The following is a 15,284-nucleotide window of genomic DNA, read 5'->3' as shown; positions in this document are numbered from 1 at the left end:
GGCATGCATCCTCAAGGCGAAAGTAGGTAGCCGCTGCGATAGGCTTCGTGGCCGGCGACATGGGCGATCACCATGCCGGCCGTGGCCATGCGGCGCAGCGAGCGGGCGTAGAGCAGGCCGGCGCAGCTGCAATGAACGGGGGTGACGCGATCGTTGATCGGGTCGATGACTTCGGCCACCTGTTGCCCGGCTTCCAGGTACTCCCCGGGCAGGGCGGTGAACACCAGCAGGCCGCCCACGGGGGCGGCCACCGGTTCCACGCCGGCCAGCGGCGTGGCCGGGTAGGGCAGCTCGGGCAGGGACGGAGCCTCGCCGGCGATGGCGCCGAAATGGCTCAGGTAATCCAGTATGGCCTGGCAATCCCGGCTGGCCAGGTCGTGGTTGACGTCGCCCTGGCCGCGCAGCTCGACGGTGACCGCGAAGCTGCCCAGGGGAATGGCGAAGCGCTCGCCGAAACGCTGCTGCAACTGCCACCAGAGCAGGGTGAAGCATTCGTCGAACGACTGGCCGCCGGAGTCGGTGGCCAGCAGGCTGGCTTGCGAGCCGATATAGCGGGCCAGCGGCTCGACCTGCGGCCAGGCCTCGGGCGTGGTGTACAGATGGGTCACGGCTTCGAAATCGCAATGCAGGTCCAGCACCATGTCCGCGTCGCAGGCCAGGCGCTGCAAGGCCAGGCGCTGGGACTGCAACTGGGTGCCGGCGGTCTGCCGTGCCAGGGCGTCGCGCAGGCTGGCGCGGATGATTTCGCGGTTGTGCCGTGGGTCGTTGCCCAGTTGGCCTTCAATGTCGTTGCCGACTTCTTCGCCGAGGTCGAGGAACCAGCGGTTGAAGTTCTGCCCGCTTTCCAGCTCGTAGCGGCCCAGCGGCACGTCCATCAACACCTGTTCCAGGCCGACCGGGTTGGCCACCGGGACCAGGACGATTTCGCTGCGCAGGCGGCCCTGGGCCTCCAGTTCCGCCAGGCGCGCCTTGAGGTGCCAGGCCACGAGCATGCCCGGCAGTTCATCGGCGTGCAGCGACGACTGGATGTAGATCTTGCCTTCGGCCCGCTCGGGGCCGAAGTGAAAGCTGTGGATCTGGCGCGAGGTCCCCGGCACCGGGGCGAGCAGATCATGAGTCTGTTGGCGCATGGATGATGATTTGCCTTGTTCTAGTGGGTCGGCCCGAGGAAGGCCAGCCAGCGGCGTTCGGCGAGACGGAACAGGCCGACCAGCGCGAAGGTCACGGTGAGGTAGATCAGCGCGGCGATGCCGAAGGACTCGAAGGTCATGAAGGTCGCCGAGTTGGCGTCGCGGGCGACTTTCAGCACATCCGGGATGGTCGCGGTGAAGGCCACGGTGGTCGAGTGCAGCATCAGGATCACTTCGTTGCTGTAGTAGGGCAACGAGCGGCGCAGGGCCGAGGGCATGATCACGTAGGCGTACAGTTTCCAGCCGCTGAGGCCGTAGGCCTTGGCCGCCTCGACCTCGCCATGGGCCATGCTGCGGATCGCCCCGGCGAAAATCTCCGTGGTGTAGGCGCAGGTGTTCAGGGCGAAGGCGAGGATGGTGCAGTTCATCGCGTCGCGAAAGAACGCATCGAGCATGGGCTGGGCGCGGACCGCGGCGATGCTGTAGATCCCGGTGTAGCAGATCAGCAACTGGATATAGAGCGGCGTGCCGCGAAACAGGTAGGTGTAGAACTGCACCGGCCAGCGTAGGTAGAGCTTGGGCGAGACCCGGGCGATGGACAGCGGGATCGACACCAGGAAACCGATGAAGATCGAGGCGCTGAGCAGCCACATGGTCATCGCCAGGCCGGTGACGTTGTAGCCGTCGCTGTAGAGGAAGGGCCTCCAGTATTCCTGCAGGAGCTCGATCATCGCACCGCCTCCCGCGAGCCCGCGGCATAACGGCGTTCGAGCCAGCGCAGGACAATGTTGGAGGCGCTGGTGATGACCAGGTAGATCAAGGCCGCCAGGACCAGGAAGTAGAACAGCTGATAGGTGCTCTTGCCGGCATCCTGGGCCGCCTTGACCAGGTCGGCCAGGCCGATGATCGACACCAGCGCGGTGGCCTTGAGCATCACCATCCAGTTATTGCCGATACCCGGCAGGGCAAAACGCATCATCTGCGGAAACACCACGAAGCGAAAACGCTGGCCACGCTTGAGGCCGTAGGCGGTGGCGGCTTCGATCTGCCCGCGCGGCACGGCGAGGATGGCGCCACGGAAGGTTTCGGTGAAGTACGCCCCATAAATGAAGCCCAGGGTGATGACCCCGGCGCTGAACGGGTCGATCTCGATGTATTCCCATTCCATGAAGTTGGTGAAGGTGGTCAGCCAGGTTTGCAGGCTGTAGAAAATCAGCAGCATCAGCACTAGGTCCGGTACGCCGCGGATCAGCGTGGTGTAGAGCTGGGCGGGCAGGCGCAGCAGGCCCAGCTGCGAGAGTTTGGCGCTGGCGCCGAGCAGGCCGAGCAGGACGCTGAGTAACAGCGACAATACCGAGAGTTTGATGGTCATCCAGGTGCCTTCCAGCAACAACGGACCGAACCCCTTGAGGCTGAAGGCGGAAAGCCCAAGGGTTTGCAGAAGTTCTTCGAACATAAATCAGAGACCTGTGGCGATAAAAAAGGCGCCCATCGAGGATGGGCGCCAGGACCTTATTTACCGCTGTAGAGATTCAGATCGCCAAAGTGCTTTTTCTGAATGGTGGCGTAGGTGCCATCGTCGTGTAACGCTTTGATACCTTTATCCAGAAGGGCCTTGAGCTCTTTGTTACCTTTGGAGATACCGATAGCTGTCTTGGACGGCAGCAGTGGGCTGTCCACCGGTTTGCTCACCTCGTAGTCGGCGCCCTGTGGCGATTTCAGGAAGCCCAGTTCGGCTTGCAGCATGTCCTGGATCGACGCATCGAGGCGCCCGGAAATCAGGTCGGCATACACCTGGTCCTGGTTCTGGTAGGCCTGGGTCTTCACCCCGGCCTTGTCCAGCACGGCCTTGGCGTAGGCTTCCTGGATAGTGCCCTGCTCGTAGCCGACGGTTTTGCCCTTGAGCGATGCGGTGTCTTCGGTCAGGCCGGAACCTTTCTTGAACACGAAGGAAGTCGGGCCGGAGAACAGTTCGTTGGAGAAGTCGATGACTTTCTCGCGGGCCGGAGTGACGGTCATGGACGAGATCACACCGTCGAATTTATTGGCTTTGAGGCCCGGGATCATGCCGTCGAAGTCGCTTTCGACCCATTTGCACTTGACCTTCAGTTCGGCACAGATGGCATTGCCCAGATCGATGTCGAAGCCGACCAGGCTGCCATCGGCGGCCTTGGATTCAAAAGGTGCGTAGGACGGGTCAACGCCGAAGCGCAGTTCCTTGTATTCCTTGGCCAGCGCGGAACCGGCGGCCATGCAGAGAGCCAGTGCAGAAAGGGTCAGCAATGCTTTTTTCATTATTAAATCCCTAAAAACCAATATGAGCGCTTGTGGCGCATTAGTACTGTTACTGCAACGCGTCAGACTTAATGAAAGTAGCAATTTCCGAACCAGAGTCCCGAACAACTGTTTTAAAAGGTGGTGCGAGAGCCTGCCGTGCGTCGGCCGCGCCCCAAAAAAGAGCGTGTGGGAAGCCTTGCATCAATAGGGCGCGTGGGCGATTTCGCGCAGGAAAGGGCGCGGCTGCCGGGAGCGTGGCAGGCCTGGATCGGCGAGGGGAGTGAAGCGTTACCGGGCTCAAGCCCGCCCCTTGTGGAGAGGGGCGGGCTGGCCGGTGTTACTTGCCTGGCGCCAGGGTCAGGCGGGTCTTGCCGTAGAGGCGGTCGAAGTTCTGCGGTTGCAGCGGCAAGCTCAGGTACTGGCCCTTGAGCCAGGCGTCGATGCCATTCAGGTAGTTCGGGCTGGCCGGGTTGCCCGACTGGCCGCTGCTGTTGATGACGCTCAGCGGTTCGCTCTGGCCGAAATCGACGATCAACCGTAGCGCCGGCGCCTCGGTCACCGTGAAGTCCTGGCCCCAGCGGTACGGCGAGCTGTTCAGGGTGCTGTGATCGCCACCGGCCTGCAGCGGCCCGCGAACGACCTGGCCATTGGCGTTCTTCCAGTGGTAGCTGTGCAGCTTGCCCCATTGCCAGGCCCTGCGGTCGCCACCCAGCTGGCTTTCACCGGCGCTGATGGCGGCGGCCAGGCTGCGGGCGAGGATCGCCGGCTTGTCTTCTTTCTGTGGGGTGCGGCTGTCATCCCAGAACGGGCTGTCTTCCTGGCCCAGCAAATGGTCGGCCTGGGCCGAGTAGGACAGCGCGCCGTTGGCCACCAGGGCCTTCCAGGCCGGGCTGGATTCCGAACCCAGTTTGTCGAGGAAGATCTGCCGGGCGCTTTCCTGCAGGAACAGCTCATAGATCGCCGCATCGGCCGATACCGGGCTGAGTTTGCCGTCGAACGCCATCAGGCGGCTGTAGGCCTCGCGGGCCTTGCTGCGCTCGGCTTCGGGCAGGGCGTCGATGGCTTTCTTCAGGGGCTGCGCCATGCCGGGGGCTTCGAACATCTTCTTCAGCTTGGCGGCGAAGGGGGTGGTCTGGTCGTACTGCATGGCGATCATGCTGCGGCCGTCGTGCTTGCCGCTGCCGGCCAACTCGGCCAGGCGTTCGCCACGCTCGGGGTAGTACCAGGAGTTGGACAGCTGCATGCCATAGCCGTGGGGGATGATCCGCTGGTTGGCGGTGCCCAGCCAGCCCTGGGCCGGGTCCTGGTCATAGGGGTGGAGCATCGGGTCGGCATAGCCGTCCCAGTCGTAACGGCCTTCCCAGCCCGGCGACGGCAGCAGGCCTTCGCCTTCACGGCGGTTGGGGAAGCGGCCGGTGACCTGCCAGCCGATATGGCTGGCATCGGCGAACAGCATGTTCAGGCCGATAGCGCGGATCTCGCGGCTGGCGTCGGAGGCTCGCTCCACGTTCTGCGCCCGCGACAGGTCGAAAAACGCGTCCAGGCTCTTGTCGTCCTTGAGGTCCGGCTGTTGCAGGGCCAGGCCGTAACCGCCGCTCAGGTTGCTGGCGCTGTTGAGCAGGGCGCCGTGACGGGTTTCATAGACCACCTCGCGAATCGGCCGCTGGCCTTTGACGAAGTAGGTTTCGTTGCGCACCACGGCCGGCAGCCATTTGCCATTGGCTTCGTAATACAGCGCATTGCCCTGGCGCTTGAGTTTTTCCAGGAACAGGTCCTGGTTGTCACCGGCGACCGAGGTCATGCTCCAGGCCACCTTGCCGTTGAAGCCCTGGATGATCATCGGCAGGCCGGCGATCGAGGCGCCCGCGGCCTGGTACTTGGGCGCGCGGATCTGCACCAGGTTCCATGCCGGCGAGTGGCTGTCGGCGGCCAGCAGGCTTTTGCCGCTGCGGCTGCGCTGGGGAGCGATGGCCCAGTTGCTGGCGCCGGCGATGCTCAGCGGGTTGAGTTCGCCAAGCTTGCCGGCGGCGGCACTGATTTCGCTCAAGCCCGGGACATTCAGGTTGAGGCCCTTGAGCTTGTCGCTCTCGGCCAGCGGCAGCGCTTCGTCCGGGTAGCTCGGGGTCAGCCAGGCGAGCTTGTCGGCGCCAACTTTCTGCGCCAGCACCAGGGCGTTGATTTCTTCCGGCAGGTTGGCCGACTGGCTGAAGTTCAGCAGGCAAAAGATCAGCGCCGAATCTTCCGGTTTCCAGTATTCGGGCTTGTAGCCGGTGGCGGCCAGGTCTGGCGGCAGCTTGTCGCGGTAGCGGAACAGGTAGGCGTTGACCCCGCGGGCGTAGACCTCGAAGAAGCGCTTGATCCTCGGGGACGAGGCTTTGTACAGCTCGCCGGCACTGTTCTTCAGGTTGACCGCGCGCATGTAGCGGTCGACGTCCAGCACGTCGGCACCGGACATCTCGGCCAGCCGGCCCTGGGCCAGCAGGCGCAGGGTCACCATCTGGTTGATCCGGTCGCTGGCGTGCACGTAACCCAGGGCGAACAGCGCATCGTGGAAGGTGCTGCTTTCGATCAGCGGCATGCCCATGGCATTGCGCCGGACCGAAACGTTCTGGGCCAGGCCCTTGAGCGGTTGCACGCCAGAGGTCGGCGGCAGGCTGTCCTGGGTGTTCCATGACTGGCAACCGGCCAGGCTGAGAACGCCGGCCACTGCCGCGGCAACGCCGAACCGGGGAAGAAAATGTGAGAAGGCTGGCGAGGCCATGGCAAAGCTCCTGCGGGGGGTAGCGTCGATAAAGGCGCTACGTTAGTGAGCAGGCGAGTGCCGCGCAAGCGGGGGCTGAGAGTATTTCTGCGTTGCCGGATAAATAGCCCGCGCCGGCCGTTCGGTGGTTGCCCGGAACAGAGCAGCCACTGCTGTTTGCCGGCCGGCAGTGGACTATCGGGCCTCAGGATTTGGGTGGGTTGATCCGGGCGGCGATGGCATAGGCGCGCGCGGTCGCGGGGCGATCGAGGATGCGGTTGAACCAGCGATGCAGGTTGGGGAAGTCTTCCAGATTCTGGCTTTGCCACTTGTGGGAGACGATCCACGGATAGATCGCCATGTCGGCGATGCTGTATTCGCTGCCGGCGACGAAATCGCGGTCCGCCAGGCGTCGGTCCAGCACCCCGTACAAGCGCGCGGTTTCATCGACATAGCGTTTGATCGCGTAAGGGATTTTCTCCGGGGCGAACTGGCTGAAATGGTGGTTCTGCCCGGCCATCGGTCCCAGGCCGCCCATCTGCCAGAACAGCCACTGCAAGGCTTCCTGACGTCCACGCAGGTCCTTGGGCAGGAACTGCCCGGTCTTTTCCGCCAGGTACAGCAGAATCGCCCCGGACTCGAACAGCGACAGCGGCGCACCGCCATCGGCAGGCTGATGATCGACGATGGCGGGGATCCGGTTGTTCGGCGCGATCTTCAGGAACTCGGGCTTGAACTGCTCGCCCTGGCCAATGTTGACCGGGTGCACGCTGTAGGGCAGGCCGGTTTCCTCGAGGAACAGGGAAATCTTGTGGCCGTTGGGGGTGGTCCAGTAATACAGGTCGATCATGGGACTCTCCAGGTAAACGAAGGACATTCTGTTACGGATAGCCAACAGTGGTATTCGGTGGTCCGGTCTACGTTCGACGGCTTGCCTGTCTGGAGAGGTGATGTTGAAGTGCGTGGAATTCAATGACCCGACACGAGAAAAGTCAGCATGGAGCTTCAGACCAATGCAGCGCTGATCCTGATCGATCAGCAACAGGGCATCCTGCACCCCAGGCTCGGGCGGCGTAACAACCCCCAGGCCGAGGAGCGCATCGCCGAGTTGCTGGCTTACTGGCGCCAGACGGCGCGGCCTTTGATCCATGTGCAGCACCTGTCGCGCAGCGAGCAGTCGGTGTTCTGGCCGGGGCAGTCGGGGGTGGAGTTTCAGCAGCGGTTTTTGCCGCAGGGCGCTGAGGCGGTGATCCAGAAGCAGGTGCCGGACGCCTTCTGCGCCACGCCCCTGGAGGCCGATTTACGCAAGTCCGGGATCGGCCAACTGGTGATTGTCGGTGTGGCGACCCACAACTCGGTGGAATCGACGGCGCGGACCGCCGGCAATCTGGGGTTCGATACCTGGGTGGTGGAAGACGCCTGCTACACCTTCGACAAGGTCGACTTTTTCGGTCAGGCCCACAGCGCCGAGGAGGTGCATGCCATGTCGCTGGGCAACCTGCATGGCGAGTATGCGACGGTGATCGATTCGAGACAGATCCTGCAACGCGATCTGTAGGAGCGAAGCTTGCTCGCGATGCAGGCGACTCGGTTAATCGAGTTGATCTCATCGCGAGCAAGAGCTAGGCGCCCCCTTGCTCCTACATAGAAGCAGGACAAAGACACAGCATTACGGCATCAGGCGCCGTGGCACTTCTTGAATTTCTTGCTGCTGCCGCATGGGCAAGGGTCGTTGCGGCCGACATCTTTCAAGGCGTTGCGCACCGGCTCCTGGTGAGCGTGGTTGCAATGCGGACCGTGAACATGGCCGTGATCGTGATCGTGGTGGTCATGATCGTGGTTGCAGTCAGGGCCATGGACATGGGGTTGCTGGGTCATCGAGGTTGCTCCGGAATAAAATCGGCGGGAATTATCTCGCCTTTGCGCGCCAGGTGCACGTCATGGCCGATGAATAATCCGGTTTCCAGCAAACCGTCCAGGCGATAGGGGATCGGTTGCTGCGGCTCCTTCAGCCATTTCACTACCTGGCGTATCTGTGGCCACAGGTTGGTGCGCACGGGGACCTGGAAGTAGGCGCTGTGCTTGGGGCCGATGGTGAACCAGTGTTCATGCTCACCCTCCGCCAGCAACACGTCGCCGAGATGAATCCGGTACTCCAGGGCGCGGACGGTCAGGTCGGCATCGTTGGGGTTGTCGACGCGAAAGTGCAGGCGCAAACGCTGCTCCAGCAAATTCGCCTTGATCACCTCGACCTTGACCAGGTGCACCTGCGGGTCGAGGGTGTTGTCGACGAACCACGAGGCACAGCCCGAAAGCGCCAGCACCGTGAGCAGTCCGAAGGTCCGTAGTGCGCGCAGCTGAACGACCATGGCGTTACTCCGTTTGAACTCCCAGTCTAGCAACCGCGGAGCGCACGCGAGGACAGGCTCAGGGGCGGGGATTCAGCTGGCGAAATAGCTGGCGCAGCACTTCTTGAATTTCTGCCCGCTGGCGCAGGGGCAGGCATCGTTGCGGCCGGCCTTGAGTTGCACGGTCGGGTCGATGAAATACCAGTGCCCGCTGTTCTGCACGAAGGATGAGCGTTCGCGATGGCTGTGTTCGCCATGGCTGTCGTGCCAGCGTGCGGTGAAGGTGACGAAGGCGTGTTCCGGCTGGCCGCCGAAGACTTCCGAGCTTTCGACTTCCAGGCCCAGCCAGGTGCTCTGCGCGCTCCAGTCGCTGATGGACTGGCGGTCCAGGCCGCTCTGTTGTGCCGGCAGCGTGGTGGCCACCAGGTAATCCACCAGGCCCAGCACGTAGGCACTGTAGCGCGAGCGCATCAGGGCCTCGGCGCAGGGCGCGGGGTGGCCGGCATGGTAGTGGCCGCAGCAGGCGTCCAGCAGGTTGCCGCTGCCGCAGGGACAAATAGAGGTACTCATCGCATTACCACCAGTACTTTCCGAAGTTTTCCGGATTCGCCCAGAACCTGGAGTTGAGCCAGTCGGGCACTTGTTTGTATTCAAGCAGATCGTAGGTGAACAGGGTCAGGACCTGTTCGTCGCGCTGGAAACGTTCGCTGGCCTGCAGGGCCAGGGAGAAAAAGTCGGTCTCCTTCCAGCCGCAGGCATTCAGGTCGGCCAGTACCGCGATGCGGCTGGCGTTGAGATTGCGGATCCCGCCGAGCAGGTTCAGGCCGTCGCGCTTGGGCAGATGCTCCAGGCAGTCGACCGCCAGCGCCAGGTCGAAACGGCGCGCCGCCAGTTCCGTAGGCAACGGGCCGGGCGCGGTCTGGGCGATGACGGTTTCGGGGTGTGCCTGGCGAAAAGCCTCCAGGGCTGGAAACCCGCTGGCGCCGATCAACAGCAGCTGTCGTGGGGCGTAGCGGTCGAGCAGGGCGGCCAGGGCCTGCTGGGGCGTGCGCGAAGAAATACCTGCGGTCATCGAAGTTCCTCAATCTTTGAGTGGCAAAGACTAGCCTGCCCGGACCCGCGGGCCTAGAGCCGTTTTGTCTGAAATGACAGCCGTTCCTGGGCAAATCCAGGGGCAAAGCCCGCCAGCCTGATGCTGGCGGAGATTTAAAGCCAGGTCTTTACTCCCCCAATCGGTTCTAAGCCGATTCCCTCAGGAGATAACTAGATGAGCATAGTTCGGACAGCATTACCCTTGGTTCTGCTAACCAGTGTGTTGACTGGTTGCGCAGGTTTGCAGAAAACCGATTGGCCGACCTGCGCTGCTGTCGGGGGTGTCGGTGGGGCTGCGTTGGGCGCGATTGAAAGCTCGTCCTGGGCGGGATACGGCGCCTTGCTGGGCGCCGGCGTCGCGGCCGGTTATTGCTGGGTGCATGGAGATGGCGACGAAGACGGCGATGGCGTGCCGGACAGCCGCGACAAGTGCCCTGGCACGCCTAAAGGCGTGCAGGTGGACGCCAACGGTTGCCCGCCAGAACCTGTAGCCGTGGTCGAGGAAGTGGTGGTGGTCAAGGAAGAGACCATTGTCATCCGTGACGTGCACTTCGAATTCGACTCGGCCAAATTGACGGCCGCCGACAAAGCCAAGCTCGACACCATCGCCACGCGCCTGAAACAGGAAGCCCCGAGTGCGCAGTTGCGCGTGACCGGGCACACCGACAGCGTGGGCAGCGATGCCTACAACCAGCGCCTCTCGGAAAAACGCGCGCGTTCGGTGACCGAGTACCTGATCAGCGCGGGCGTACCCCGCAGCAGTTTCGTTTCGGTAGTCGGTGCCGGCGAGAGCCAACCGGTCGCGGATAACAAGACCGCCGACGGCCGGGCGATGAACCGGCGCACGGAAATCAAAATCAACCGCTGATTGCCAGGCGTGATTGCCTGGCATGGGCGGCTTGTGCAGCCGCCCATGCGGGTCTTTACTCCTGTGTGACCGGTATGGGCCGGTGACACAGGAGCATTCATGATGAGTCTTCTCGCGCGAGCCGCCTTGCCGGTTCTACTGCTCGGCAGCCTGCTCACAGGCTGCGCTACCCACAGTGACGGCACTGCCCCCCTCAACCAGCGTACGTGGCCAATCTGCAGCCTGCTCGGCGGCCTGGTGGGCGGTGGCCTGGGCGCCATTGAAAGCGGTGGCTGGGCCGCGGGTGGCGCGGCGCTCGGCCTGGTGACCGGTGGCTTGATCTGCTATGCCCAGGATGGCGACAAGGACGATGACGGCGTGTTCGACCGCCGTGACCGTTGCCCGGATACCCCGGCCAATACCCCGGTCGACAATCGTGGCTGCCCGTTGCCGCAATACCCGGTCGCACCCGCAGCCGAGCCGGCGGCGCAATCCGAGGTGATCACCCTCAGCGATCAGGGCGATGTGCTGTTTGCCTTCGACTCGACGGAACTGACACCCGAAGCGCAAAACCAGCTGCAGGGGCTGCTGGCCAAGCTTCAGGGTGCCGACGTGCAGAGCATCAAGGTGGTCGGCCACACCGACAGCCAAGGGACGGATGAATACAACCAGAAACTGTCCGAACGCCGCGCCAGCAGCGTCGTCGCATTCCTCCTGAGCCAGGGCCTGGCACCGGACAAACTGACCAGCCAGGGCAAGGGCGAGAGCGAGCCGGTCGCCGACAACGCCACCGAAGAAGGGCGGGCGCAGAACCGTCGGGTGGAGCTGCATATTCAGCGTTGATCACCAGGCGCCAGGGCGGCTTGGCAGGGGGCGGCGGGAGAATTTTCGTCGCCCTCTGGCTTATGCCTCGCCGAAGTCGTTACTGTGCGCGCAAAGAAAAACTCGCAAAGGGGGGCATATGAAGGTGTTTTGGGGGCTGGGCAAGTTGTTGACGCTGCTGTTCTGGTTGCTGGTGCTGGTCAATCTGGTCATCCCGCTGATCAATCCGATTCATCTGTTGATCAATCTGGCAGGCAGCCTGTTGCTGCTGACCCACCTGATGGAGCTGCTGCTGTTCAACGGCAGCCTCAAGGGCCGCGCCCACCCTTGGCGAGATCGCCTGCAGATTCTCCTGACCGGCATTTTCCATCTGCAGACCTTCAAGGCGGCGAAGCCCGCGGAGGTCGGCCATGCGTAAGCTCTGCCTGCTCGCCGTGCTATGCAGCCCACTGGTCCAGGCCCAGGTGGTGACGGTCGAGACCAACTCCCTGATGCGCCTGCCCAACACCACCAGCAGCCTGCAACTGGAGCGCCTGGAAGTGGCCGACTACGGCACCTTGCTGATTCCGTCCACGGTTACCGAGGTCAAGGTCGGCGAGCTGCGCCTGGGGCGTGAAGCGCGGATCGCTATCGTTCCGGCCGAACAGAGCCTGCTGCTGAACGTCGACCATGCCGACCTGGAGGCTGGTAGCCAGATCACCTCTCGCGGGGCTCCGGGGACTTACCAGAAGGCGGCCAAACCCGGGCGCAACCTGAATCTGCGTATCGCCTCGCTGCAGGCCGGGGAACTCTCGGTGGATGCACGCGGCGGCACCGGCGCGCCGGGTTATGTCGGCCTCGATGGCGCCAACGGCGAAGAGCCGGGGTGCACCTGGGGCCAGGCCGGGCGTGGCGCCGATGGCGACAACGGCGGTGACGGCCAGCCGGGGGCGGCGGGCGCCCAGGTGCGGGTCGAGCTGCCGCGCGATTACCCGGCGGAGCAGATCAAGGTCTGGGTCGATGGCGGGGCCGGCGGTGTGGCCGGTGCGGGCGGCAAACCCGGGGCCGGCGGCAAGTCCAAGGGCTGCTTCGTCTATCGCGCCGACGGTGGCAAGAGCGGCCGTCCTGGCGCCGAAGGCCATCCAGGGCCGGCAGGCCCCGCGGGTTCGGTCACGGTACAGCGCCTGTAAACAGTCCTTAAATAGGCGGCGCTGATTCCAGCGCCATTGCGGGCAAGCCTCGCTCCTACAGGGGGGTGTTGTCTGTAGGAGCGAGGCTTGCCCGCGATGCTTCTCCCGCTATCCGCCTTTAGAACATCGGCCGGGCCGCCGCCACGGCCACCAGCAACAAGCCAATGATCAGATTGATCCCCACCAATTTCCGAATATTGCCCAGGGTCGTGGCCCCCGCCGGCCAGTCCTCGGCCGCCACCGCCTGGCGCAGCGCTGGCAGCTGCAACGACTGGATCCGGATAAACAGCGCGGTCATCACCACATACAGGCCCATCATCACCTGCACATAGCGCGGCGCGGTCTCGAAGCCGCTGAACCGCAGGTGGATCAGGCCGACACCACTGATCGGCAACAGCACCACCGCGACCCAGACCCAGACGAAAAACCGTGGGAACACTTCTGCCCACAGCTTCAACCGCGCCGGCCCCTCAAGGGCGGCCACCGCCGCGGGACGCAACACCATCCAGGCGAAAAACATGCCACCGACCCAGACCAGGGCGGCCAGGACATGCAGGGTGTAGGCAAGGGCAAAGGCTGTCATTCGGGTACTCCGTTCTGCGCGGGATGAATTAGCGGGGTATGATAGCGGCCGATCCGAACCACTGAAAATTTATCCAGCGTTTCTCGCGCCCGAAGAATCATGATCAGCAACGAACTCAAAACCACGATCCAGGGCGCCTACTCGCGTTTTCTCGAAGCCAAGAGCCTGAAACCGCGTTACGGCCAGCGCCTGATGATCGCCGAAGTGGCCAAGGTCCTGGGCGATGTCGACACCGACGACGAAGGCCGGCGTTCCGGCGACCCGGCCGTGGTGGCCGTGGAAGCCGGTACCGGTACCGGCAAGACCGTGGCCTACAGCCTGGCGGCGATCCCGACCGCCAAGGCCGCCGGCAAGCGCCTGGTGATCGCCACCGCCACCGTCGCCCTGCAGGAGCAGATCGTCTACAAGGATCTACCCGACCTGATGCGCAACAGCGGGCTGAACTTCACCTTCTCCCTGGCCAAGGGCCGTGGTCGCTACATGTGCCTGTCCAAGCTCGACATGCTGCTGCAGGAAGGCCACGCGCAAACCGCCACCGCCCAGCTGTTCGAAGAAGAAGGCTTCAAGATCGAGGTCGACGAGGCCAGCCAGAAGCTGTTCACCAGCATGATCGAGAAGCTCGCCGGCAATAAATGGGACGGTGACCGCGACAGCTGGCCCACCGCCCTGGAAGACGCCGATTGGGCGCGCTTGACCACCGATCACAGCCAGTGCACCAACCGCCATTGCCCGAACTTCGGCCAGTGCGCCTTCTACAAGGCCCGCGAAGGCATGGGCAAGGTCGACGTGATCGTCACCAACCACGACATGGTCCTGGCCGACCTGGCCCTGGGTGGTGGCGCCGTATTGCCGGACCCGCGCGACACCCTCTATGTGTTCGACGAAGGCCACCACCTGCCGGACAAGGCCATCGGCCACTTCGCCCACTACACCCGCCTGCGTTCCACCGCCGACTGGCTGGAACAGACCGCCAAGAACCTCACCAAGCTGCTGGCCCAGCACCCGCTGCCGGGCGACCTGGGCAAGCTGATCGAGCAGGTGCCGGAGCTGGCGCGGGAGATCAAGACCCAGCAGCAGTTCATGTTCACCGCCTGCGAGCAACTGGCCGACTTCAAGACCGGCGAAGACATGGAAGGCCGCGAGCGGCCGCGCCATCGTTTCGTCGGCGGGCTGATCCCCGACCATATGCGGGAAATGGGCATCGAACTGAAGAAAGGCTTCTCGCGCCTGACCGACCTGTTCACCCGCCTGACCGACTTGCTCAAGGAAGGCATGGACGGCGAGGTCAACATCGGCATCGCCAGCAACCAGGCCGAGGAGTGGTACCCACTGTTCGGCAGCCTGTTGTCCCGCGCCTCGGGCAACTGGGAGCTGTGGACCGCCTTCACCACCGAAGACCCGGAAGACAACCCACCGATGGCGCGCTGGCTGACCCTGGCGGAAAGCGGCTCGCTGTTCGACATCGAGGTCAACGCCAGCCCGATCCTCGCCGCGGAGATGCTTCGTCGGAACCTGTGGAACGTGGCTTATGGCGCGCTCGTGACCTCCGCCACCCTGACCGCCCTGGGTACCTTCGATCGCTTCCGCATGCGTGCCGGGCTGCCGAAAAAGGCCGTGACCGCGGTGGTGCCCAGCCCCTTCCATCATGCCGACGCCGGGGTGCTGCGGGTCCCCGACCTGCGCGCCGACCCACGGGATGCGCCGGCCCACACCGCGGCGATCATCCGCGACCTGCCGGAGCTGGTGGAGGGCTCGCGGGGCACCCTGGTGCTGTTCTCGTCGCGCAAGCAGATGCAGGACGTGTTCGACGGCCTCGACCGCGACTGGCGCAAGCAGGTGTTCATTCAAGGCAACCTGTCGAAGCAGGAAACCCTGAACAAGCACAAGGCGCGGGTCGATGGCGGTGATTCCAGCGTGCTGTTCGGCCTGGCCAGCTTCGCCGAGGGCGTGGATTTGCCTGGTGCCTACTGCGAGCACGTGGTGATCGCCAAGATCCCGTTCTCGGTGCCGGACGATCCGGTGGAGGCCGCGCTGGCCGAGTGGATCGAAGCCAGGGGCGGCAACCCGTTCATGGAGATCTCGGTGCCGGACGCCTCGCTCAAGCTGGTCCAGGCCTGCGGCCGCCTGCTGCGTACCGAGCAGGACCGCGGCACCATCACCCTGCTGGACCGGCGCCTGGTCACCCAGCGTTATGGCAAGGCTATCCTCAATGCGTTGCCGCCGTTCCGCCGGGAAATTTCCTGAGCGCGGCCGGCCTGTGGGCCGGTCGCGTTGTC

The 15,284-nt window shown here is 63.9% G+C and carries 17 protein-coding genes; 6 read left to right on the top strand and 11 right to left on the bottom strand.

The genetic code is table 11. The annotated features are described in order from the left end of the window. Positions 1–11 precede the first annotated feature (11 nt). From NRG23_RS12760 to NRG23_RS12735, 6 genes are all read right to left on the bottom strand, one after another. Positions 12–1,130 carry a succinylglutamate desuccinylase/aspartoacylase family protein gene (locus NRG23_RS12760; protein ID WP_257374678.1) on the bottom strand — a complete coding sequence of 373 codons (1,119 nt, stop codon included), beginning with the start codon at positions 1,128–1,130 and terminating at the stop codon, positions 12–14. Positions 1,131–1,150: 20 nt separating this feature from the next. Continuing rightward, positions 1,151–1,861, bottom strand: coding sequence for an ABC transporter permease (locus NRG23_RS12755; RefSeq protein WP_009047355.1), 711 nt, complete (start codon positions 1,859–1,861; stop codon positions 1,151–1,153). Further along, entirely contained in the window at positions 1,858–2,586 is a 729-nt protein-coding gene (locus NRG23_RS12750) for an ABC transporter permease (RefSeq protein WP_009047356.1), read from the bottom strand. Before NRG23_RS12750 ends, NRG23_RS12755 begins: the two co-directional genes overlap by 4 nt. A gap of 56 nt (positions 2,587–2,642) precedes the next feature. Then, complete coding sequence (locus NRG23_RS12745) at positions 2,643–3,425, bottom strand: transporter substrate-binding domain-containing protein (RefSeq protein ID WP_009047357.1); 783 nt, start codon at positions 3,423–3,425, stop codon at positions 2,643–2,645. Between the two features lie 319 nt (positions 3,426–3,744). Continuing rightward, positions 3,745–6,168 (bottom strand): penicillin acylase family protein, encoded by a 2,424-nt coding sequence (locus NRG23_RS12740; RefSeq protein ID WP_041988922.1) that lies wholly within the window; start codon positions 6,166–6,168, stop codon positions 3,745–3,747. Positions 6,169–6,352: 184 nt separating this feature from the next. Next, a complete protein-coding gene (locus NRG23_RS12735; RefSeq protein ID WP_009047359.1) occupies positions 6,353–6,997 on the bottom strand; it encodes a glutathione binding-like protein in 645 nt (214 codons plus the stop codon). Positions 6,998–7,144: 147 nt separating this feature from the next. Between NRG23_RS12735 and NRG23_RS12730 the strand changes: the two genes are divergently transcribed. Continuing rightward, positions 7,145–7,705: a cysteine hydrolase family protein gene (locus NRG23_RS12730; RefSeq protein ID WP_257374677.1), complete on the top strand. Its 561-nt coding sequence runs from the start codon at positions 7,145–7,147 to the stop codon at positions 7,703–7,705. A 119-nt stretch (positions 7,706–7,824) separates the two neighbouring features. On the opposite strand, the gene NRG23_RS12725 is transcribed toward NRG23_RS12730, so the two are convergent. The 4 genes from NRG23_RS12725 to NRG23_RS12710 form a co-directional block, all read right to left on the bottom strand. Beyond that, a complete protein-coding gene (locus tag NRG23_RS12725; RefSeq protein WP_007923047.1) occupies positions 7,825–8,025 on the bottom strand; it encodes an SEC-C metal-binding domain-containing protein in 201 nt (66 codons plus the stop codon). Further along, the gene (locus NRG23_RS12720; RefSeq protein WP_009047361.1) at positions 8,022–8,516 is read right to left on the bottom strand and encodes an LEA type 2 family protein; all 495 of its coding nucleotides are present in this window, start codon (positions 8,514–8,516) and stop codon (positions 8,022–8,024) included. Before NRG23_RS12720 ends, NRG23_RS12725 begins: the two co-directional genes overlap by 4 nt. Positions 8,517–8,588: 72 nt before the next feature. Then, entirely contained in the window at positions 8,589–9,065 is a 477-nt protein-coding gene (locus tag NRG23_RS12715; RefSeq protein WP_009047362.1) for a YchJ family protein, read from the bottom strand. Between the two features lie 4 nt (positions 9,066–9,069). Further along, positions 9,070–9,567 (bottom strand): DUF6231 family protein, encoded by a 498-nt coding sequence (locus NRG23_RS12710; protein ID WP_016702041.1) that lies wholly within the window; start codon positions 9,565–9,567, stop codon positions 9,070–9,072. Positions 9,568–9,762: 195 nt separating this feature from the next. On the opposite strand from NRG23_RS12710, the gene NRG23_RS12705 reads away from it, so the two are divergent. The 4 genes from NRG23_RS12705 to NRG23_RS12690 all read left to right on the top strand — a co-directional run bounded on the left by NRG23_RS12705 (position 9,763) and on the right by NRG23_RS12690 (position 12,425). Further along, entirely contained in the window at positions 9,763–10,455 is a 693-nt protein-coding gene (locus NRG23_RS12705; RefSeq protein WP_124307791.1) for an OmpA family protein, read from the top strand. Positions 10,456–10,557: 102 nt separating this feature from the next. Continuing rightward, a complete protein-coding gene (locus NRG23_RS12700) occupies positions 10,558–11,277 on the top strand; it encodes an OmpA family protein (RefSeq protein WP_257375071.1) in 720 nt (239 codons plus the stop codon). Positions 11,278–11,395: 118 nt separating this feature from the next. Then, the gene (locus NRG23_RS12695) at positions 11,396–11,674 is read left to right on the top strand and encodes a DUF1145 domain-containing protein (protein WP_009047366.1); all 279 of its coding nucleotides are present in this window, start codon (positions 11,396–11,398) and stop codon (positions 11,672–11,674) included. Beyond that, entirely contained in the window at positions 11,667–12,425 is a 759-nt protein-coding gene (locus NRG23_RS12690) for a hypothetical protein (RefSeq protein WP_009047367.1), read from the top strand. Before NRG23_RS12695 ends, NRG23_RS12690 begins: the two co-directional genes overlap by 8 nt. 118 nt (positions 12,426–12,543) lie before the next feature. Here the strand turns inward: NRG23_RS12690 and NRG23_RS12685 are convergent, their stop codons facing one another. Next, complete coding sequence (locus NRG23_RS12685) at positions 12,544–13,008, bottom strand: CopD family protein (protein WP_009047368.1); 465 nt, start codon at positions 13,006–13,008, stop codon at positions 12,544–12,546. A gap of 99 nt (positions 13,009–13,107) precedes the next feature. On the opposite strand from NRG23_RS12685, the gene dinG reads away from it, so the two are divergent. Beyond that, positions 13,108–15,252 carry an ATP-dependent DNA helicase DinG gene (gene dinG / locus NRG23_RS12680; RefSeq protein WP_009047369.1) on the top strand — a complete coding sequence of 715 codons (2,145 nt, stop codon included), beginning with the start codon at positions 13,108–13,110 and terminating at the stop codon, positions 15,250–15,252. Positions 15,253–15,284 lie beyond the last annotated feature (32 nt).

This window comes from Pseudomonas sp. T8 (assembly GCF_024610635.1).
Taxonomy (GTDB): Bacteria; Pseudomonadota; Gammaproteobacteria; order Pseudomonadales; family Pseudomonadaceae; genus Aquipseudomonas; species Aquipseudomonas chlororaphis_I.
This window is presented reverse-complemented; position numbering and strand designations above follow the sequence as displayed.